This is a genomic window from Curvibacter sp. Hmag1.1, assembly GCF_059769165.1.
This window is the reverse complement of sequence record NZ_JBMBGX010000002.1, coordinates 2,829,144-2,846,691: the sequence shown is the minus strand read 5'-3', so window position 1 is coordinate 2,846,691 and position 17,548 is coordinate 2,829,144. Positions and strand designations below refer to the sequence as shown.

The following is a 17,548-nucleotide window of genomic DNA, read 5'->3' as shown; positions in this document are numbered from 1 at the left end:
CTGGAAGCCAATTTAAGTCAAATTTGCGAGGCGCTTGGCCATGCGAACTGCCTCGATCAAGCTTTCCGCACTGGCGAGCCCTCGGCCGGCAATGTCAAACGCTGTGCCGTGGTCCGGACTGGTACGGACCAGCGGCAAGCCTAGGGTCACATTCACACCCTGTTCTACGCCCATGTATTTCACAGGGATCAATCCTTGGTCGTGGTACATCGCCACGACCACGTCAAACTCACCGGGATGATCATCAGCGTGGCGTGCACGCATGAATACGGTATCCGGCGCGATGGGCCCGTGGACATCAGCCCCCTCTACACGTGCCGCTGCGATCGCAGGCGAGATCGTCTCAATCTCTTCCCGGCCGAACAAGCCACCCTCCCCCGCATGCGGATTCAGCCCGGCCACCGCGATACGCGGCTCGCGCCCCAGCACATTCCGCAAGGCTATGCGAGTAATGCGTATGGTTTCCAGCACATTGTCAAACGTCACTGCATCCAAGGCATCCCGCAACGACACATGGATGCTGACGAGTACGGTCCGCAAAGCCTCGTTGGCTAACATCATTCGCACCGGCATTTCTGCGATGGGTACGCCACGGGCTGTCGCCGCCCGCGCCTGCAAAAGCTCGGTATGTCCAGGGTAGTTGTCGTATGGCTTACCCGCCGCACTCAGGGCTTCTTTGTGAATCGGCGCAGTGACCAAGGCGGCAATCTCGCCTTTTAAGACCGCATCAGCCGCCCAAGTAACGCAGCGCCCGGCAAATTCTCCGGCGCAAGCCTGCACTTGCCCCATGGCAACCGGCGCCAACGCATCGCCGATCTGCAGCACGGGAATGCATTGCGGGGGCGCAAGCTGCCCCTCCTCAGGAAAGCTGATTTGTAAGACTGGAAGTTGGACTTGTCCGGCGGCCACCTGCTGCGCGGCCCGCCGCATGGCCTGCACATCCCCGGCAACAAAACAGGCGCGCAGGACTTCAGGCTCCTCGCGGAAAGCCTTGGCAATGATTTCAGGGCCTATGCCCGCAGCATCGCCCATGGTTACGGCAATAGTGTGCGATTTCATGCGGGGTTCGGAATATCGATAAAGGTGTGACGGATTCCGAAATCCGCCGCCATTTTGGACGCCACAGCTGGTGCTCCGTAGCGCTCACTGGCGTGGTGCCCGCAGGCGATGTAAGACACACCGCATTCGCGTGCATAGTGGGCTTGGGGTTCAGAAATTTCCCCGGTAATGAATACCTGCGCCCCGGCTGCAATGGCGGGTTCAAAGTAGCCTTGCGCCCCTCCGGTGCACCAGCCCACCAGGCTCACGGGGCCTCGCCGGCCAGACACCAAGGTTACGGGCCGATCCAGGACTGCTTCCACGTGCTGCGCCAGTGCGGCGTCTGACTCCCACGCGCCGGAGGACGAACTCCCCAAGAGCCCCAGCGATTGCTCGCCGAAGCTGGCGTGTGATTGCAGTCCGAGAAGCCGCCCCAATTGTGCGTTGTTGCCCAGCTCCGGATGTGCATCCAGCGGCAGGTGGTAGGCGAACAAATTGATGTCATGAGAAAGCAGCAAAGAAAGACGCTTACGCATCCAGCCACTCACCTGGCCGTCGAAGCCTTTCCAGAACAAACCATGGTGCACCAGGATGGCATCTGCGCCGCAGTCTATGGCTGCCTGAATCAACGCCTCGCTCGCCGTGACGCCGGAAACCAGGTGTCGAATGTCTGCTCGTCCCTCAACCTGCAGTCCGTTATGGCAATAGTCTTTGAAACGCTCGGGCAGCAGCAGCGTCTGAAGGGATTGGAGAAATGCGTGGCGTTCAATCATGAGTTGGCGGACTTGTTCGTCTCCGTTTTGTTCGGCTGGATTGTCCCAGACGGGCTCGCCACTTCCAGCGTGCTGTCACACCCCGAGCCGGCCGATATCCAACGGGGCGCGAGCTTTCGCAGCAAAGCAGCCAATGGTTTCTTTGCAAACTGCATCCACCGCGGCAAGAAATCACCCAAAATGTGTTGAGGCTCGGTCAACGCGCCACAGCGGTAAACACGCTCTTCTTCCACCCAAAGAAGCGCTTCGCACGCTCCCGTTCGACGCCTGCTCAACACCATCCCCACAGGGCAGGGTTCCGCCAGACAGCAAACGCCGCATCCATTGCAGACCGTACCCCATGCCGGCTTGGCGGGGGCCTCAGGCTGGATAAAGATGATGCTGCGGGGTTTCGCCATAGATCAGGGTAGACGCAAAGCTTAGCAGCCTACAATTTGCGCAAAGCACGCACTGTTGTGTGCCCATTGCTGAGTGATTGCATGAAAAGACTTTGGTTGCTGTTTTCCCAAACCTGCACGGTGCTGTTGGCAGCCTACTTTGTGGTGGCCACCTTAAAACCGCAGTGGATCGGCCACGGCAGCGGAGCACGGGGGGCCATTTCCCTCTTTGAGACACCCGCACCGGCAGCAGGCGAAATTCCTCCCGGCAGCCTTCGCGCCGCTGCACAAAAAGCCTCCTCGGCCGTAGTGAGCATCAACACCAGCAAAGCGGCCGTCAAGAACCCCAACGCCAACGATCCGTGGTTCCGCTTCTTCTATGGCGACCAGGGTGACGAACCACAGGGAGGACTGGGCAGCGGCGTCATCGTCAGCCCTGAGGGCTACATCCTGACCAACAACCACGTAATCGAAGAGGCCGACGAGATTCAGGTGTTCTTCAATGACGGACGTAAGGCACCCGCCAAGGTCATCGGTACTGACCCGGACAGCGATCTTGCCGTGCTGAAAGTGGAAATGGACAAACTGCCCACCATCGTGCTGGGCAACTCTGACTCCTTGCAGGTAGGTGACCAAGTGCTCGCCATCGGGAACCCCTTCGGTGTCGGCCAGACCGTGACCAGTGGCATCGTCAGTGCGCTGGGCCGCAACCAACTCGGCATCAACACCTTTGAAAACTTTATACAAACAGACGCTGCCATCAACCCCGGCAACTCCGGCGGCGCATTGGTAGACACCAACGGCAATTTGCTGGGTATCAACACGGCCATTTATTCGCGCTCAGGCGGCAGCATGGGCATTGGCTTTGCCATTCCGGTCGCTACCGCCAAGCAAGTGCTCGAAGACATTGTGAAAGACGGCAAAGTCACCCGTGGCTGGATCGGTGTGGAGCCCAACGACCTGTCAGCCGAGTTGGCTGAGACCTTTGATGTCAAAACCAAAGAAGGGGTCATCATCACCGGCGTATTGCAGAACGGCCCGGCCGCGCAAGCAGGCATTCGCCCTGGCGATGTCATCGTGAGCATTGCCGGGAAGCCGGTGCCGGACGTAACCCAACTGCTGTCTTTGGTATCTTCGTTGAAGCCAGGCACGGAGGCGAGCTTTGTGGTCCAACGCAAAGACGAGACCTTGAAACTCAAACTCACACCCGGCGTCCGCCCCAAACCCAAAGCGCAGAAGCGCTAAACAAAAAAGCCCCCGATTCCGGGGGCTTTTGGCCTACGTCGTGGAGCTCGTCTCTTCGGGTGCCTGAGTGTGTTTGATAAACACCTGCGCTGCCCAGATACCGATTTCGTACAAGATGCACATCGGGATGGCCAGTGCCAGCTGAGACACCACATCCGGCGGCGTCACGATGGCCGCCACTACAAACGCCAACACAATGAAGTAGCTGCGGAAAGCCTTGAGCTTTTCGATGCTCACCAAGCCCATGCGTGCCAGTACCACCACGACAACAGGCACCTCGAAGGCCAGGCCGAATGCCAAGAACATCGATAGTACGAAGTCGAGGTAGTACTCGATATCCGGAGTTGCTGAGATGCTCTTGGGCGCAAAACTTTGAATGAACTTGAAGACCTGCCCGAAAACGAAGAAATAACAGAACGCGACACCCACGAAAAACAACAAAGTGCTGGATATCACCAAAGGCAAGACCAACTTCTTTTCATGGCTGTACAAACCCGGAGCCACAAAAGCCCAGAGCTGCCAGAGGACTACCGGCAACGCCAGCAAAAATGCTGTCATCAGCATGATCTTCAGCGGTACCAGAAACGGGGAGATCACCGACGTCGCAATCAGTTTGCCACCCGCGGGCAGAGTGGCAACCAGCGGCTGTGCGAGAATGTCATAGAGTGCCGCAGGCCCGGGGTACAAAGCCAAGAGGGCTAACGCAACGCCCACCGCAATCAGGGCTTTGACCAGACGGTCGCGGAGCTCCATCAAATGCTGGACGAAAGGCTGCTCGGTGCCTGCAAGCTCGTCTTGCGGTTGATTTTCAGTGGACATGGGAGAAAAGTTGGGCGCCGCTCAATGGGCGCGAGGTGGACGGAACCGGGCCACCCGTGCAGCCCCTGACAACGCGCGGGTGCGCACGCCATTGCGGGCCTTGTACCAGTGCGGCATGGCCCCCTGCTTGAGGCGCCACTTCTTGTTCGGGTGTTTGTAGGCGGGCGCTTCGGGCTCCAGCGCCGCGTCAGTCGCATCGGTCCATGACTTCTCAAAGTCGCTGGCCGAGGTCTGGATAGAGTTCTCCACATTACGCGCAGCGTCTTCCACGGTTTCGCGCATTTTTTTCAACTCATCCAAATCCATGGAGCGGTTGACCTCGGCCTTCACGTCAGCCACATAACGCTGCGCTTTGCCGAGCAAAGCGCCCACGGTGCGGGCGACGCGGGGAAGCTTCTCCGGCCCGATGACGATCAGCGCCACCGCGCCGATCAGCGCCATTTTGGAAATTCCGAGATCAATCACGCAGGACTAACTCAGTTCTTTTGCTTGGCTTCCACGTCGATCGTGGTTTTTTCAGAAGCGTTGGCCACTTGCTGCGCAGGGGCAGCAGGTTTGTCATCAGGTGTAGAGCCGTCTTTCATGCCGTCTTTGAAACCCTTGACCGCACCGCCCAGATCAGAACCGATGTTCTTGAGCTTCTTGGTACCGAAGACCATGACGACGATCAACAGAACGATCAACCAGTGCCAGATAGAAAATGAACCCATGATGTACTCCTAACGATTAATTGAATTCTAGTCCCCGCCGGGGAGACTCAACCCCGCAGCCAAGGGCGCGGACCGCCCATGACATGAAAATGCAAGTGATGGACTTCCTGCCCGCCTTCCAGGCCGGTATTGGTTACCAGACGGTAGCCGCCTTCGGGGTAAGGGTTGCACCCTTCCTGCAAAGCCAGTTTGGGAACCAGGGCCATCATGTGACCCATCAGGGCACCATGCTCTGCGCCCACATGGGCCATGCTCGGAATGTGCGTCTTGGGAATTAGCAAAAAATGCACCGGCGCCCAGGGGTTAATGTCGTGGAAAGCATAGACATGCTCGTCCTCGTAAACCGTTTTGGACGGGATCTGCTTGGCCACGATTTTGCAAAAAATGCAATTCGGATCGTGGGCGCTGTGGGTGTGCTCGCTCATGCACCAATCTCCTGACCTTTGTTCATTGCCACAAAGCCCGTCACGATACGGTACAGGAACCAAACAGATATGACAGCCCAGGCAATCGCTCCGGGAAAGTAGAGCAACAAAAACAGCGGAAATGTCAGCAAGTATGCCAGCCCCGCAAAAATGACAGAGCGGATACGCCACCGGAAGTGGGATGCATGCCAGGTGCCCGCTGCATCATCACGCTTGACCATATCCAGAATCAAGGCAACAACCAGCAAGGTCATGCCGAACTGCCCACCGGGAATGAACGCTGCCACTGCCACGATGAGGTGCAGCACATAGCTGATGGTGCCTATGGTGTTGAGCCCCTGCAACTTGAGCAACAGGGCTTGGTCCGGCGTGGTGGGAGTGGTGAAATCCTGGCTCATGGCGACTCCTTATTTGGATTCTGCTTCACGGGCGACTGCCTTGCGCAAGGCCTTTTCTTCCAGTCCGCTGGTGCCCAGGCGGCGCTCCAGCTCGCTGATAACGTCTGCAGGGCTCAGGCCGTAATGGGCCAGCGCCACCATGCTATGGAACCACAGGTCTGCCATTTCGTAGACGATCTTGGACTTGTCACCGCCATGGTCTGCGTCTTTGGCGGCCAGCACCACTTCGGTGGCTTCTTCGCCGATTTTCTTCAAAAAGGCGTCAGGGCCTTTGTGCAGCAGGCGGGCCACATAGCTGGCTTCCGGGTCACCCCCATTAGCGGCTTTGCGGCTCTCGATGACTGCCGCCAAATGGGCCAGCGAGTCTTGAGAAGTGGGCTTGTCATGCATAGCTTGAGTACGCGCTTTATTTGTAAATGGATTCAGGGTCTTTGAGCACAGGGTCCACTGCCTGCCATACACCGTCTTTCAACACACTGAAGAAACAGCTGTGGCGGCCGGTGTGGCAGGCGATGCCGGGCTCATGGCCAAGCTGGGTCACTTTGAGCAAGATAACGTCACTGTCACAGTCCATGCGGATTTCATGGACTTTCTGCACATGGCCGGACTCCTCGCCCTTGAACCAGAGCTTGTCGCGCGAACGGCTGAAATACACTGCCTGCCCCAGCTCCACGGTCTTTTGCAAAGCTTCGCGATTCATCCACGCGAACATGAGCACATCACCGGTGCCTTGCTCTTGAGCGATGACAGGCACCAGGCCCTTGGAGTCCCATCGGATGTGCTTGATCCAGCTCACTGGAGGGTTTGACGGAGATTCCATTTGCTATTTCTTTGATAGCTGCTCGCGCAGCATTGACGGGCGCCAGAGGCCCAAAAGACTTAAATCCTGACCGGAATGCCCCGCTCCGCCATGCGCGCTTTGGCTTGGCCTACTGTGTATTCACCGTAGTGGAAAATGCTGGCAGCCAACACCGCATCGGCACCGCCCTGCTGCACACCGTCTGCCAAGTGATCGAGGTTGCCTACGCCGCCGCTGGCAATTACCGGCACGCTGATGGCATCAGCCACTGCGCGTGTCAGAGCCAGATCGAAACCGCTCTTGGTGCCATCGCGGTCCATGCTGGTCAGCAGGATTTCGCCAGCGCCGCGCCGGGCCATCTCGGTCGCCCAGGCCACAGCATCGAGGCCGGTGTTTTTGCGGCCGCCATGGCTGTACACATCCCAACCGGGGCCACGGACCAAGGCGTCTTCTTCGGAGCGGCGCTTGGCATCTATGGCCACCACAATGCACTGCGCGCCATACTTGAGCGAGGCGTCTTCAATGACTTGCGGATTGGCTATTGCCGCGGAGTTGAAGCTGGTTTTGTCAGCGCCAGCATTCAGCAGACGGCGTACATCGTCCACAGTACGCACTCCGCCACCGACGGTAAGCGGAATGAACACCTGGGAGGCCACCGCCTCGATGATGTGCAGAATCAGGTCACGGCCATCACTGGTCGCGGTGATGTCGAGAAACGTGAGTTCGTCAGCGCCCTGGTCGTTGTAACGGGCGGCAATTTCCACCGGGTCCCCGGCGTCTCGCAGCTCGACAAAGTTGACGCCTTTGACGACGCGACCGCCGGTCACGTCCAGGCAAGGAATGATTCTTTTGGCTAACACTGTTTAGCCGTTCAACTCGTCAGCGCGTTGCTGTGCTTTTTCGAAGTCGAGATCGCCGCTATAAATCGCGCGGCCACAGATCACACCTTCCACGCCTTCGTCCTCTACTTCGCACAAAGCTTCGATATCAGCCATGTTGGACAGGCCACCGGATGCGATCACGGGGATGGTCAGCGCTTGGGCAAGCTTGACCGTGGCGTCGATGTTGATGCCCGAGAGCATGCCGTCGCGGCCGATGTCGGTGTAGATGATGGACTCGACACCGTAGTCTTCAAACTTCTTGCCCAGGTCCACCACATCATGGCGGGTGAGCTTGCTCCAGCCGTCGGTGGCTACTTTGCCGTCACGTGCGTCCAGGCCCACGATGATGTGGCCGCCGAATGCGGTGCAGGCGTCCTGCAAAAAGCCGGGGTTTTTGACCGCTGCGGTGCCGATGATGACGTAGCGCAATCCGGCGTCCAAGTAGCGCTCGATGGTGTCCAGATCGCGGATACCGCCGCCCAGCTGCACGTCGATTTCGCTGCCCACTTCCTTGAGGATCTTACGGATGGCCTGTTCGTTCTTGGGGTGACCGGCAAAGGCGCCGTTCAAATCCACCAGATGGAGGCGGCGCGCGCCCTTGTCGACCCAGCTCCGGGCCATGACCGCAGGGTCTTCGCCAAAGGTAGTGGATTGGTCCATATCGCCTTGTTTGAGGCGAACGCAGTGGCCGTCTTTGAGGTCAATCGCAGGAATTAAAAGCATGGTGCTTCAGGGTTGGAGGGAAAAGAGAGTCGCTTTGCCAGGTGCAGAGATGCGGCAAGGATAAAGATTCAAGGGTTCCAGTGCAGGAAGTTGCGGTACAGGGCCAAACCGTGTTCAGCGCTTTTCTCGGGGTGGAATTGTGTTGCGAAAATATTATCGCGCGCAATCGCACAGGAGAAGCGTTGGCCATAGTCGGTCTCGCCCGCGCTGTGGCGCGCATCTGACGGTCGGGCGTAGTAGCTGTGCACAAAGTAGAAATAGCTGCCATCCGGCACATCGCCCCACACCGGATGGCGCGTGGCGGCATCTTGGCCGCCGCTTTGCCACACACGGTTCCAGCCCATTTGGGGTACCTTGAAGCGGCTGCCGTCAGCTTGCAGCTGGCCAGCGAGGTCGAACTTGACCACCTCGCCAGGAATCAAGCCCAGGCAGGGCGTGTCCAGCTCTTCCGAGTGATCCAGCAGCATTTGCATGCCCACGCACACCCCCATCAAGGGTTTGTGCGCTGCAGCGTGCATCACGGCGTCGAACATGCCGGAATCATGCAACTCGCGCATGCAATCGCGCATGCCACCCTGGCCGGGCAGCACCACGCGCTCGGCGTCCATCACTTCTTGCGGGGTGCGGGCCCAAACGACCTCGACACCGGTGCCCTCGGCCACGTGCATCACCGCCTGGGTGACGGAGCGCAAATTGCCCATGCCGTAATCAACGACAGCGACCTTTTTCATCAGAGCGAACCTTTGGTGGAGGGAATCACACCCAATGCGCGCGGATCAAACTCCAGAGCTGAGCGCAGTGCCCGGGCAAAAGCCTTGAACACGGTCTCGGCCTGGTGGTGGGCGTTTTCGCCCTTGAGGTTGTCAATGTGCAGGGTCACCGAGGCGTGGTTCACAAAGCCTTGGAAGAACTCGTGCGTGAGCTGGGTGTCAAACGCTCCGATCATGCCGCTCTTGAAGGGCACATGCATTTCCAACTGCGGGCGGCCGGAAAAGTCGATCACCACGCGGCTCAGCGCTTCGTCCAAGGGCACATAAGCGTGGCCATAACGGCGGATGCCTTTCTTGTCGCCCACCGCCTTGGCAAAGGCCTGGCCCAAAGTGATGCCCACATCTTCCACCGTGTGGTGCCCGTCGATGTGCAAGTCGCCTTCGGCTTCGATGTCGAGGTCAATCAACCCGTGGCGGGCGATCTGGTCGAGCATGTGGTCGAAAAAGCCGATGCCGGTGGATAGGCGGCTCACACCCGTGCCGTCCAGGTTCACGCGCACGCGGATCTTGGTTTCCGCGGTGTTGCGGGACACTTCGGCAATGCGCGCGGGCATGGAGGCGGGGACTTCGGTGATCGGGTAATTGGTGCTCATAAGGTTTCCTGCAAGGCCTGAATCAGTCGGGCGTTTTCTTCGGCGGTGCCGACGGTCAAACGCAAACAGCGGGCCAGCAATGGGTGCATTTTAGAAACGTTCTTGACCAGCACACCGCGCGCCTTCAAACCATCGAATATTTTGTGCGCCGCATCGTCCGAGCCGGGGAAGCGCACCAGCACCATGTTGGCATCGCTGTCCCACGCTTTCACACCGGGCATGGCACGCAATGCTCCCAAAAGAATAGCGCGTTGCGCACATATCTCTTGGGCTTGCACGGAAAAAGCATCTTGATGCTCTAGGGCAAACAAGGCGCACTCGTAATTCAGCACGCTGATGTTGTACGGCGGGCGCACCTTGTCCACCTGCGCAATCAGGGCAGCGGGGCCAGTCATGTAGCCCAGGCGCACACCGGCCAGGCCGAACTTGCTCAGGGTGCGCATCAGCACTACATGGGGGTGGGCGGCAGGGTTGGCGCGGATCACGTCCATGTAGGTGCGGCTGGAAAACGGCTGGTAGGCCTCGTCCACCGCCACGATGCTGCCCGCTTGCCTGGCTGCGGCAATCACGGTGGCCATGGCGTCGGCGTCCCACAAATTGGCGGTGGGGTTGTTGGGGTAGGCCAGGTACACGATGGCGGGCTGCTTCTCGGCAATGGCCTGCACCATGGCATGCACATCGAGGGCAAAGTCTTCGGTCAGCGGCACGCCCACAAAGTCCAGCCCCTGCAGCTGGGCGCTCATGGCGTACATCACAAAGCCGGGCGTGGGCGCCAGCACCACGGGGCGGGCCGCGCCGGGCTGGGCAGGTACGTCGCAGGCCATGGAGAGCAGAGAGATCAGCTCGTCAGAGCCATTGCCCAGCATGATGTCGTGGCCAGCGGGCATGCCCACGTACTGCGCCAAGGCTGCGCGTAGGTCGTTGACCCGGCCATCTGGGTAGCGGTTCAAGGCCAGTGCGCCCAGGCGTTGGCCCAGCGCGGCTTGCAGGTCAGGTGGCAGGGAAAACGGGTTTTCCATGGCATCGAGCTTGACCATGCCTTTGGAATCCTGGACCGCGTAGGCATGCATGCCCTGCACGTCTTGGCGGATGCGGCGCGAAATAAGCGCCTGAACGTCAGCAGCAAAGTCGGCAGAGGTAGTCATGCGAGGGCTTTCAAAAAAACTAGTCGGCCAGCGCCAAGTCGGCAGGCGTGGCTTGCAAAGGGTTCAGGATGGTGATGCCGTCGATTTGCTGGCCGTGCTGCAAGTCAAACGACAGCACATGGCTCGCACCGCTCTGCGCGGCGGCGGCGACGATAAGCGCATCCCAATACGGCAGGCCAAAGCGGGCTTCCACGCCCCAGGCGGTTTCCACCGTCTGGTGGTCAATCTGCCAAGGCTGCCAGAGCTGGTAGCGGCGCAGCTTGGCGCGCGCGTCGCCCTGCGGCATGGAGAAGCGGCGGGTGGCGCCGACGTAATAGGCATTCAGCACCTGCGTGCTCAAGCGCCCTGCCCTGCGCTGCCACAAGGCTTGGAGCCATTCGCGTACGCGGGTTTGGCGAGGAGCATCGAACGCATCATCGGCGGCCAACAGCACGTTGGTGTCTACAAAGACGATGGCGCCGGAGGTGTCGAGCGGGCTAGCCATGGTTCAGATCCCGCGCCGGATAAGCCTTGCCACCCGAGCTGAAGCTGGAGGTATCCGCCACCCAATCGCGCTGGGCTCGGGCATAGGCGTCGTCGTGTTGCATCTTCTCGGTCAACATCTCGCCCACCAGCCGCGACACACTGGTATTGCGCCGCGCCGCCTCGATCCGCACCCATTCCAGGGTGGCGTCTTCGACGGTGATGGTGACGTTTTTCATCTTGAAACCAGTTTACACGAAATTCGTGTTGCACGAAGTTCGTGTTAATTTTCAACTGTTTGTTTTCGTTGACATTCCGTTCCGTCTCAATGGCTCGTCGGCAAGGTTGGGCATGCGTTTCGCAATGACCACTCATCTGAACCAAGGCTCCACTCCGAATGAGCGCCTGAACAAAGCAAAAGTGGGTTTGTCGCCGGAGATTCATCAAGCCCGGATACCCTACCGGGTTGCAGCCGCTCAGATCAGAAGGTGACTTCTGCATGCAAACCAACGATCCACATCGAACCGCGAAGACCCCCATGACCAGACAAGTAGGCTCCGTTGAGATCAGGGCCAAGCACCGTGCCTCATGCCACTGCGGAGCCGTGGTACTCGAGCTTGATTTGCCGGATGGAATCGTGAATGCGCGGCGTTGCAACTGCTCCATCTGCAAGCGAAAAGGCGCTGCGGTGGCATCGGTACCCGTCACGGGCCTGAGAGTTCTACAGGGGGCGGAATCACTCCAGCTCTACCAGTTCAACACACGGTCTGCCAAACATTACTTTTGCAAGGTATGTGGCATCCACACGCACAACCAGAGCCGGTCCCAGGCCGGACAGTACGCCTACAACGTGGGATGCTTGGAAGACGTCAATCCACATGAGCTTGGAACGCTACCCGTCAGTGACGGGGTGAACCATATCGCGGACCGCAAGGCCTGAAAATCTACTTCACCCGCTGGAAACCGAATATCTTTTTTAGCCGCTAGCGCCCAGCGCATATGCCGGAGTAGCTACCGAATTGATAGCAAATCCATTGCCCCAACGCCTCAGAGGCAGGGGTACACCGTCCCCAGCGCATTCACCATGACCAGCTGCACCGGCATGTCGGCCTCATACAGGTCGGCGTTGCGCTTCAGTTCGGTGGTGTACAGGTTCTTGGCCATGCTGGGCTCCAGACGGCGGCCATTGAGGCAAATGCTGGCGCTGGCACCTGCGCGTACCGCTTGGGTGTGGGCCTCGAGCGCGCCTTCCATGACACCGACCAGGTAGTAGTCGGTATAGGTGCTTCCTTGCTTTTCCGTCTTCTCCAGAGCCCGCATTTCGCGGATCGTCATGGCCTGGGTCGTCGAAACTGCGACAAGGCCCAGAACAAAACACGCAGCCGCTTGCCGCAGTGTGGAGAAGGCGTGGGGAGTATGAAGTGTGGTGCGCATGTGGATTGGTCGTCCTGATGCACCCATTCTTACTTCAATCGCATTTCCGCCGCACGTGCATGGGCTTGCAGGCCCTCGCCATGCGCCAGCACAGAGGCAATCTGCCCCAACGCTTGGGCGCCCTGCTCGCTCACCTCGATGAGGCTGCTGCGCTTCTGAAAGTCGTATACGCCCAGCGGGCTGCTAAATCGCGCAGTGCCACTGGTAGGCAGCACGTGGTTGGGGCCGGCGCAGTAGTCGCCCAGGCTCTCGGAGGTGTAGGCGCCCAGGAAGATCGCACCGGCGTGCTTGAGCAAGGGCTCCCAGCGGTGCGGGTCGTTGCTGGAGACTTCCAAGTGCTCGGGTGCAATGCGGTTGCTAATCTCGCAGGCCTCTTCCATGCTGCGGGTCTGGATCAGCGCGCCACGGCCGGTGAGGCTTTTGGCAATGATCTCGGCGCGCGGCATTTCAGGCAGTAGGCGGTTGATGCTCTGTTGTACTTGCTCGATGTAGGCCGCGTCAGGGCACAGCAAAATGCTTTGCGCCAGCTCGTCATGCTCAGCCTGGCTGAACAAATCCATGGCCACCCAGTCCGGGGGGGTGGTGCCGTCGGCCAGCACCAGAATCTCGCTGGGGCCGGCAATCATGTCGATGCCCACGGTACCGAACACGCGGCGCTTGGCGGCGGCCACATAGGCGTTGCCGGGGCCGGTGATTTTGTGCACGGCAGGGATGGTGGCGGTGCCATAGGCCAATGCGGCCACCGCTTGCGCGCCGCCGATGGTGAAGGCCCGGGTCACGCCGGCCACATAGGCGGCGGCCAGCACCAAGGCGTTTTTCTCGCCCTTAGGCGTGGGTACGACCATGATGATTTCGCCGACACCTGCCACGTGGGCGGGGATGGCGTTCATCAACACACTGCTGGGATACGCTGCTTTGCCGCCGGGCACATAAATGCCCACGCGGTCCAAGGGTGTGACCTTTTGGCCCAAGAGCGTGCCGTCTTCGTCGCGGTAGGTCCAGCTCTCGCCAGAGGCCTTCTTTTGCGCTTCGTGGTAGCTGCGCACGCGCTTTGCGGCGGCCTCCAGCGCGGTGCGTTGGGCTGCGGGAATGCTGTCGAACGCGGCTTTGAGCTCGGCTTGGGTCAGCTCCAGCGCCTTCATGTCGGTAGCGTTCAGGCCATCGAAACGGGCGGTGTACTCCAGCACCGCCGCATCGCCACGCTGCTGCACGTCAGCCAGGATGTCGGCCACACGCTGCTCGATGGCGGCGTCGGTGTCGGCAGACCAATGCAGGCGCGCCTTGAATTCAGCCTCAAAAGTGGCGCTAGCGCTTGATAAACGTGCGGGAGCAGCTACAAAACTCATAGCAAACAATTCTCAGGTGTTACTTGCCGACAGCGCCTGCAAAGGCGTCGATGATCTTGCGGATAGGTTCTTGTTTGAGCTTAAGCGCGGCTTGATTCACCACTAGACGGGAGCTGATGTCCATGATGCGCTCCACCTCGACAAGGTGGTTGGCCTTGAGCGTGTTGCCGGTGGACACCAAATCCACAATCGCGTCGGCCAGCCCGACCAAGGGAGCAAGCTCCATACTGCCGTAGAGCTTGATCAGATCCACGTGCACGCCCTTGCTGGCGAAAAATTCGCGGGCAATGGCTACGTATTTCGTTGCCACTTTCAGGCGGGAGCCCTGCTTGACGGCAGACGCATAGTCAAAGTCCGCGCGCACGGCCACGCTGATGCGGCATTTGGCGATCTGCAAATCCAGCGGCTGGTACAGGCCTTGGCTGCCGTGTTCCAGCAATGTGTCTTTGCCGGTAATGCCGAGGTCGGCGCCACCGTACTGCACATAGGTGGGCACGTCGGTCGCACGGACCACCAACACCCGCACGTTGGGCTGGTTGGTTTCCAGAATCAATTTGCGGGACTTCTCGGGGTCGTCCAGCACTTCAATGCCAGCAGCTTTGAGCAGCGGCACGGTTTCTTCAAAAATGCGGCCTTTGGACAGGGCCAGGGTGATCATGTCTGCGCTCATGGCGGGCTCTCGGGGTTGCGTGCGCCTCAGGCGGACTGGGCTGCCCATTCGGTGGGCGAGAAGGTTTTCATGGACAAGGCGTGCACCTCGTCGGTTTGCATGCGGTTGCCCAGGGTGGCGTAGACCAGCCGTTGGCGCTGCACGAGGCGTTTGCCTTCAAATTCAGGCGACACGATGGTGGCGTACCAGTGGCGGCCATCGCCTTCGAGCGCGCAATGGTCGCAGGCGAGGCCGGCGGTGATGATGGCTTGGAGTTGGTCTGCGGTCATAGGAATCTCAGCTGCGGATTTTGTAGCCGCTGCGCAGCAATTGAAGGGCAATCAGGCTCACAGCAACGGTCGCGCCGCCGACAACAGACAAGCTCATCCAGGGGGACACATCGCTGATGCCGAAGAAGCCGAAACGGAAGCCGTCGATCATGTAGAAAAACGGATTGAAGTGACTCACCCCTTGCCAGAAAGCAGGCAAGGAATGGATGGAATAAAACACGCCGCTCAAGAACGTCATGGGCATGACCACAAAGTTCTGGAAGGCGGCAAGCTGGTCAAACTTCTCTGCCCACAGGCCTGCAATCAAGCCCAGTGCGCCCATCAAGGTGGCGCCCAGCACAGCGAACACCAGAATCCACAGAGGCGCTGCATAGCTCATGGGCGCAAAAAACGCTGCCACCACGAACACGCCAAGCGCCACGACCAAACCGCGGATCACGGCGGCACCCACGTAGGCTACAAACCAGTTGAAATACGACAGGGGCGTCAGCAACAGGAACACCAGATTCCCCATGACCTTGCTCATGATGAGCGAGGACGAGCTGTTGGCAAATGCGTTCTGCAACAGACTCATCATGGCCAGGCCCGGCACCAGAAAGGCGGTGTAACTGACCTGGTCGTACACCTTCACATGGCTTTCCAGGGCGTGGCCGAAGATCAGCAGGTACAACATGGCGGTCAGCACGGGCCCGGCAATGGTTTGGGCCGCAACCTTCCAGAAGCGCAGGGTCTCTTTGTAGAGCAGAGTTTGCCAGCCGTTCATGCCTGTGCTCCTTGCTGGTTCATGACATCGAGGAACACATCCTCCAGATCGGCTTTGCGGATCTCCACGTCATCCACCGTGACGCCGGCCTGACGCACCGCAGCGAGGTAATTTTCAATTTCGAGCGCGTTGTTGGCTGGCAACTGAACAATACGGCCGGTGATGCGGGCAAGTGCAGCGAGTTCAGGGGGCAGCATATCGGCGGTCTTGAAGCGCAGCACATTGCTGCTGGCCGCCTTGAGCAGGTCGCTGGTTTTGTCCAAAGCCACGATGCGGCCGGTCTTGAGCATGGCAATGCGCCCACACAACGCTTCGGCCTCTTCCAAATAGTGGGTGGTCAGCAACACGGTGCTGCCTTGCTTGTTGAGGTTGGCGACAAACTGCCAGAGCGTCTGGCGCAGCTCCACGTCTACACCGGCGGTGGGCTCATCCAGCACGATGACGGGTGGCTTGTGCACCAAGGCCTGCGCCACCAACACACGGCGCTTCATGCCGCCAGACAATTGGCGCATGTTGGCGTTGGCCTTGTCGGCCAGGCCCAAGCCTTCCAGCAGCTCATCGACCCAGGCGTCGTTGTTCTTGAGCCCGAAGTAACCGGACTGGATGCGTAGCATCTCGCGCACATTGAAGAAGGGATCAAACACCAGCTCTTGTGGCACCACACCCAGCTTGCGGCGGGCGTCGGCGAAATCGCTTTGCACGTCGCTGCCCAAGACTTGCACACTGCCAGTGGTGGGGCGGGACAAGCCGGCCAGCATGCTGATCAGGGTGGTTTTGCCAGCACCGTTGGGCCCGAGAAGACCAAAAAATTCGCCCTCTTCGATGTTGAGACTGACGTTATCGACTGCCTTGAAGGTGGTGCCTTTCGGCCCCTTGGGCGAGGGATACGTCTTGGAGATGGATTGGAAGGAGATGGCGGGCATAAAGAACCCGCGATTTTACGCTGCTGCCCTCAGGCGGGCTTGAGCAGGGCGTCAATCCCGTACAGGGCGGCCAGATCGCGCAAACGGGCGGGGAGTTTTTGCACCGCAAATACCTTCCCCGCCTTGGCGCACTCGCGCCGCAGCTCCAGCAAGACGGCCAGCGCGGAGGAGTCAAAGCGCTGCAAACGCTCGCCATCGACAACGACGGTCGCAGCTTCGCGCTGCAGTCCGTCGCGAAGCTCCGACAGACAGGCCGGGGCGACTTCATGTGTCATGGTGGCGGGCAGGTTCAGCACATCAGCCTTTCTTGGCGTTGGCCTTGTTTTGCTCGGCCAAGGCGTCAATCAAACCATCGACACCCTTGGCATTGATCTGCTGGGCAAACTGGCTGCGGTAGGTTTCCACCAGCCAGACGCCCAGAACGTTCAGGTTGTAAATCTTCCAGCCGGCGCCCACTCCGGGGGTTTTCTCAAGGCGGTAGTCCAGCTGGATGGGGTCACCCTTACCTTTGATTTCGGTACGAACGATAACTTCTTTATCTTCAGGCGCCATGCGCATCGGCTTCATGACGATAGTTTGGTCATTGACTTGAGCCAACGCTCCGGCATAGGTGCGAACCAACAGAATCTTGAATTCGTCTTGCAAGCGCTTTTGCTGCTCGGGCGTCGCCTGGCGCCAACCCGGGCCCACTGCGGACGCCGTCATGCGCTGGAAGTTCACGTTAGGCATGATGCGCGTGTCAACCAAGGTCGCGATCTTTGCGGTGTCACCGGTGCGGATGGATTTGTCTGCCTTGATGGTATCCAGCACATCGACCGACAAGCGCTTGATCAGTGCGTCAGGAGCCTCGTCATCGGCATGGGCCGCAGGGGAAAAAACCACGCCTGCAACCAGAGCCAAAGAGCTTGCCAGCCCCAGAAAACCACGTTTACTCAACATTTTTCATTCCCATCAAACAAGTGCAAATTATGCACATCACCCGTTC

26 protein-coding genes are annotated in these 17,548 nt (G+C 59.4%); 2 read left to right on the top strand and 24 right to left on the bottom strand.

The genetic code is table 11. The features are described from left to right. Window positions 1–12: 12 nt before the first annotated feature. Together pdxA and ACOAP0_RS14160 are read right to left on the bottom strand one after the other, a co-directional pair. Entirely contained in the window at window positions 13–1,059 is a 1,047-nt protein-coding gene (pdxA, locus tag ACOAP0_RS14165; RefSeq protein ID WP_498376916.1) for a 4-hydroxythreonine-4-phosphate dehydrogenase PdxA, read from the bottom strand. Continuing rightward, window positions 1,056–1,811, bottom strand: coding sequence for a Nif3-like dinuclear metal center hexameric protein (locus ACOAP0_RS14160; protein WP_498391440.1), 756 nt, complete (start codon window positions 1,809–1,811; stop codon window positions 1,056–1,058). Before ACOAP0_RS14160 ends, pdxA begins: the two co-directional genes overlap by 4 nt. Before the next feature lie 479 nt (window positions 1,812–2,290). Here ACOAP0_RS14160 and ACOAP0_RS14155 point away from each other — a divergent pair, with 479 nt between their 5' ends. Continuing rightward, on the top strand, window positions 2,291–3,433 hold the full coding sequence (locus tag ACOAP0_RS14155; protein ID WP_087496513.1) for a S1C family serine protease: 1,143 nt from the start codon (window positions 2,291–2,293) through the stop codon (window positions 3,431–3,433). 33 nt (window positions 3,434–3,466) lie between these two features. Here the strand turns inward: ACOAP0_RS14155 and tatC are convergent, their stop codons facing one another. The 14 genes from tatC to ACOAP0_RS14085 all read right to left on the bottom strand — a co-directional run bounded on the left by tatC (window position 3,467) and on the right by ACOAP0_RS14085 (window position 11,397). Beyond that, complete coding sequence (gene tatC / locus ACOAP0_RS14150; protein WP_498376914.1) at window positions 3,467–4,252, bottom strand: twin-arginine translocase subunit TatC; 786 nt, start codon at window positions 4,250–4,252, stop codon at window positions 3,467–3,469. 21 nt (window positions 4,253–4,273) lie between these two features. Continuing rightward, window positions 4,274–4,717, bottom strand: coding sequence for a Sec-independent protein translocase protein TatB (tatB, locus tag ACOAP0_RS14145; RefSeq protein WP_315465370.1), 444 nt, complete (start codon window positions 4,715–4,717; stop codon window positions 4,274–4,276). 11 nt (window positions 4,718–4,728) lie between these two features. Then, window positions 4,729–4,962 carry a Sec-independent protein translocase subunit TatA gene (gene tatA, locus ACOAP0_RS14140; RefSeq protein WP_087496510.1) on the bottom strand — a complete coding sequence of 78 codons (234 nt, stop codon included), beginning with the start codon at window positions 4,960–4,962 and terminating at the stop codon, window positions 4,729–4,731. Between the two features lie 47 nt (window positions 4,963–5,009). Then, on the bottom strand, window positions 5,010–5,387 hold the full coding sequence (locus ACOAP0_RS14135) for a histidine triad nucleotide-binding protein (protein WP_498376913.1): 378 nt from the start codon (window positions 5,385–5,387) through the stop codon (window positions 5,010–5,012). Beyond that, complete coding sequence (locus ACOAP0_RS14130; RefSeq protein WP_498376912.1) at window positions 5,384–5,785, bottom strand: DUF4870 family protein; 402 nt, start codon at window positions 5,783–5,785, stop codon at window positions 5,384–5,386. The genes ACOAP0_RS14135 and ACOAP0_RS14130 overlap by 4 nt, the downstream gene beginning before the upstream one ends. A gap of 9 nt (window positions 5,786–5,794) precedes the next feature. Further along, window positions 5,795–6,175, bottom strand: coding sequence for a phosphoribosyl-ATP diphosphatase (locus tag ACOAP0_RS14125; protein WP_498376911.1), 381 nt, complete (start codon window positions 6,173–6,175; stop codon window positions 5,795–5,797). Window positions 6,176–6,191: 16 nt separating this feature from the next. Next, window positions 6,192–6,605: a phosphoribosyl-AMP cyclohydrolase gene (gene hisI, locus ACOAP0_RS14120; RefSeq protein ID WP_498376910.1), complete on the bottom strand. Its 414-nt coding sequence runs from the start codon at window positions 6,603–6,605 to the stop codon at window positions 6,192–6,194. A 59-nt stretch (window positions 6,606–6,664) separates the two neighbouring features. Next, window positions 6,665–7,444, bottom strand: a complete 780-nt coding sequence (gene hisF, locus ACOAP0_RS14115; RefSeq protein ID WP_087496505.1) for an imidazole glycerol phosphate synthase subunit HisF — start codon at window positions 7,442–7,444, stop codon at window positions 6,665–6,667. A 3-nt stretch (window positions 7,445–7,447) separates the two neighbouring features. Further along, a complete protein-coding gene (gene hisA / locus ACOAP0_RS14110) occupies window positions 7,448–8,188 on the bottom strand; it encodes a 1-(5-phosphoribosyl)-5-[(5-phosphoribosylamino)methylideneamino]imidazole-4-carboxamide isomerase (protein ID WP_138517214.1) in 741 nt (246 codons plus the stop codon). 68 nt (window positions 8,189–8,256) lie between these two features. Beyond that, window positions 8,257–8,919: an imidazole glycerol phosphate synthase subunit HisH gene (hisH, locus tag ACOAP0_RS14105; RefSeq protein ID WP_087496503.1), complete on the bottom strand. Its 663-nt coding sequence runs from the start codon at window positions 8,917–8,919 to the stop codon at window positions 8,257–8,259. Further along, window positions 8,919–9,551 carry an imidazoleglycerol-phosphate dehydratase HisB gene (gene hisB, locus ACOAP0_RS14100; protein ID WP_087496502.1) on the bottom strand — a complete coding sequence of 211 codons (633 nt, stop codon included), beginning with the start codon at window positions 9,549–9,551 and terminating at the stop codon, window positions 8,919–8,921. Before hisB ends, hisH begins: the two co-directional genes overlap by 1 nt. Next, window positions 9,548–10,696 (bottom strand): histidinol-phosphate transaminase, encoded by a 1,149-nt coding sequence (gene hisC, locus ACOAP0_RS14095; RefSeq protein WP_498376909.1) that lies wholly within the window; start codon window positions 10,694–10,696, stop codon window positions 9,548–9,550. The genes hisB and hisC overlap by 4 nt, the downstream gene beginning before the upstream one ends. Window positions 10,697–10,715: 19 nt before the next feature. After that, complete coding sequence (locus ACOAP0_RS14090) at window positions 10,716–11,180, bottom strand: PIN domain-containing protein (protein WP_498376908.1); 465 nt, start codon at window positions 11,178–11,180, stop codon at window positions 10,716–10,718. Then, the gene (locus tag ACOAP0_RS14085; protein WP_498376907.1) at window positions 11,173–11,397 is read right to left on the bottom strand and encodes a CopG family transcriptional regulator; all 225 of its coding nucleotides are present in this window, start codon (window positions 11,395–11,397) and stop codon (window positions 11,173–11,175) included. The genes ACOAP0_RS14090 and ACOAP0_RS14085 overlap by 8 nt, the downstream gene beginning before the upstream one ends. Window positions 11,398–11,696: 299 nt before the next feature. On the opposite strand from ACOAP0_RS14085, the gene ACOAP0_RS14080 reads away from it, so the two are divergent. Beyond that, window positions 11,697–12,098, top strand: a complete 402-nt coding sequence (locus ACOAP0_RS14080; protein WP_087496500.1) for a GFA family protein — start codon at window positions 11,697–11,699, stop codon at window positions 12,096–12,098. Between the two features lie 107 nt (window positions 12,099–12,205). On the opposite strand, the gene ACOAP0_RS14075 is transcribed toward ACOAP0_RS14080, so the two are convergent. From ACOAP0_RS14075 to ACOAP0_RS14040, 8 genes are read right to left on the bottom strand one after another with little or no spacing between them, the layout of a single operon-like run. Then, on the bottom strand, window positions 12,206–12,592 hold the full coding sequence (locus tag ACOAP0_RS14075) for a hypothetical protein (RefSeq protein ID WP_498376906.1): 387 nt from the start codon (window positions 12,590–12,592) through the stop codon (window positions 12,206–12,208). 29 nt (window positions 12,593–12,621) lie between these two features. Then, window positions 12,622–13,938, bottom strand: coding sequence for a histidinol dehydrogenase (gene hisD, locus ACOAP0_RS14070; RefSeq protein WP_313878810.1), 1,317 nt, complete (start codon window positions 13,936–13,938; stop codon window positions 12,622–12,624). Between the two features lie 19 nt (window positions 13,939–13,957). After that, window positions 13,958–14,596 (bottom strand): ATP phosphoribosyltransferase, encoded by a 639-nt coding sequence (gene hisG / locus ACOAP0_RS14065; RefSeq protein ID WP_313879300.1) that lies wholly within the window; start codon window positions 14,594–14,596, stop codon window positions 13,958–13,960. A 38-nt stretch (window positions 14,597–14,634) separates the two neighbouring features. Continuing rightward, complete coding sequence (locus tag ACOAP0_RS14060) at window positions 14,635–14,877, bottom strand: BolA family protein (RefSeq protein WP_087496497.1); 243 nt, start codon at window positions 14,875–14,877, stop codon at window positions 14,635–14,637. 7 nt (window positions 14,878–14,884) lie between these two features. Next, complete coding sequence (locus ACOAP0_RS14055; RefSeq protein ID WP_313878811.1) at window positions 14,885–15,640, bottom strand: ABC transporter permease; 756 nt, start codon at window positions 15,638–15,640, stop codon at window positions 14,885–14,887. Continuing rightward, complete coding sequence (locus ACOAP0_RS14050) at window positions 15,637–16,563, bottom strand: ABC transporter ATP-binding protein (protein WP_498376904.1); 927 nt, start codon at window positions 16,561–16,563, stop codon at window positions 15,637–15,639. Before ACOAP0_RS14050 ends, ACOAP0_RS14055 begins: the two co-directional genes overlap by 4 nt. Before the next feature lie 29 nt (window positions 16,564–16,592). Then, window positions 16,593–16,859, bottom strand: a complete 267-nt coding sequence (locus tag ACOAP0_RS14045; protein WP_498376903.1) for an STAS domain-containing protein — start codon at window positions 16,857–16,859, stop codon at window positions 16,593–16,595. A 1-nt stretch (window position 16,860) separates the two neighbouring features. After that, window positions 16,861–17,502, bottom strand: coding sequence for an MlaC/ttg2D family ABC transporter substrate-binding protein (locus ACOAP0_RS14040; protein ID WP_498376901.1), 642 nt, complete (start codon window positions 17,500–17,502; stop codon window positions 16,861–16,863). Window positions 17,503–17,548 lie beyond the last annotated feature (46 nt).

What these genes read in the sequence shown, in the direction of transcription:
- ACOAP0_RS14060 (WP_087496497.1), bottom strand. Translation starts at nt 14,877, where the DNA reads ATGACCGCAGACCAACTCCAAGCCATCATCACCGCCGGCCTCGCCTGC.
- ACOAP0_RS14040 (WP_498376901.1), bottom strand. Translation starts at nt 17,502, where the DNA reads ATGTTGAGTAAACGTGGTTTTCTGGGGCTGGCAAGCTCTTTGGCTCTG.
- ACOAP0_RS14085 (WP_498376907.1), bottom strand. Translation starts at nt 11,397, where the DNA reads ATGAAAAACGTCACCATCACCGTCGAAGACGCCACCCTGGAATGGGTG.
- ACOAP0_RS14155 (WP_087496513.1), top strand. Translation starts at nt 2,291, where the DNA reads ATGAAAAGACTTTGGTTGCTGTTTTCCCAAACCTGCACGGTGCTGTTG.
- hisC (WP_498376909.1), bottom strand. Translation starts at nt 10,696, where the DNA reads ATGACTACCTCTGCCGACTTTGCTGCTGACGTTCAGGCGCTTATTTCG.
- ACOAP0_RS14075 (WP_498376906.1), bottom strand. Translation starts at nt 12,592, where the DNA reads ATGCGCACCACACTTCATACTCCCCACGCCTTCTCCACACTGCGGCAA.
- ACOAP0_RS14125 (WP_498376911.1), bottom strand. Translation starts at nt 6,175, where the DNA reads ATGCATGACAAGCCCACTTCTCAAGACTCGCTGGCCCATTTGGCGGCA.
- hisA (WP_138517214.1), bottom strand. Translation starts at nt 8,188, where the DNA reads ATGCTTTTAATTCCTGCGATTGACCTCAAAGACGGCCACTGCGTTCGC.
- ACOAP0_RS14055 (WP_313878811.1), bottom strand. Translation starts at nt 15,640, where the DNA reads ATGAACGGCTGGCAAACTCTGCTCTACAAAGAGACCCTGCGCTTCTGG.
- tatA (WP_087496510.1), bottom strand. Translation starts at nt 4,962, where the DNA reads ATGGGTTCATTTTCTATCTGGCACTGGTTGATCGTTCTGTTGATCGTC.
- pdxA (WP_498376916.1), bottom strand. Translation starts at nt 1,059, where the DNA reads ATGAAATCGCACACTATTGCCGTAACCATGGGCGATGCTGCGGGCATA.
- ACOAP0_RS14160 (WP_498391440.1), bottom strand. Translation starts at nt 1,811, where the DNA reads ATGATTGAACGCCACGCATTTCTCCAATCCCTTCAGACGCTGCTGCTG.
- hisB (WP_087496502.1), bottom strand. Translation starts at nt 9,551, where the DNA reads ATGAGCACCAATTACCCGATCACCGAAGTCCCCGCCTCCATGCCCGCG.
- hisG (WP_313879300.1), bottom strand. Translation starts at nt 14,596, where the DNA reads ATGATCACCCTGGCCCTGTCCAAAGGCCGCATTTTTGAAGAAACCGTG.
- ACOAP0_RS14090 (WP_498376908.1), bottom strand. Translation starts at nt 11,180, where the DNA reads ATGGCTAGCCCGCTCGACACCTCCGGCGCCATCGTCTTTGTAGACACC.
- hisI (WP_498376910.1), bottom strand. Translation starts at nt 6,605, where the DNA reads ATGGAATCTCCGTCAAACCCTCCAGTGAGCTGGATCAAGCACATCCGA.
- ACOAP0_RS14080 (WP_087496500.1), top strand. Translation starts at nt 11,697, where the DNA reads ATGACCAGACAAGTAGGCTCCGTTGAGATCAGGGCCAAGCACCGTGCC.
- ACOAP0_RS14135 (WP_498376913.1), bottom strand. Translation starts at nt 5,387, where the DNA reads ATGAGCGAGCACACCCACAGCGCCCACGATCCGAATTGCATTTTTTGC.
- hisD (WP_313878810.1), bottom strand. Translation starts at nt 13,938, where the DNA reads ATGAGTTTTGTAGCTGCTCCCGCACGTTTATCAAGCGCTAGCGCCACT.
- tatC (WP_498376914.1), bottom strand. Translation starts at nt 4,252, where the DNA reads ATGTCCACTGAAAATCAACCGCAAGACGAGCTTGCAGGCACCGAGCAG.
- ACOAP0_RS14050 (WP_498376904.1), bottom strand. Translation starts at nt 16,563, where the DNA reads ATGCCCGCCATCTCCTTCCAATCCATCTCCAAGACGTATCCCTCGCCC.
- hisH (WP_087496503.1), bottom strand. Translation starts at nt 8,919, where the DNA reads ATGAAAAAGGTCGCTGTCGTTGATTACGGCATGGGCAATTTGCGCTCC.
- ACOAP0_RS14130 (WP_498376912.1), bottom strand. Translation starts at nt 5,785, where the DNA reads ATGAGCCAGGATTTCACCACTCCCACCACGCCGGACCAAGCCCTGTTG.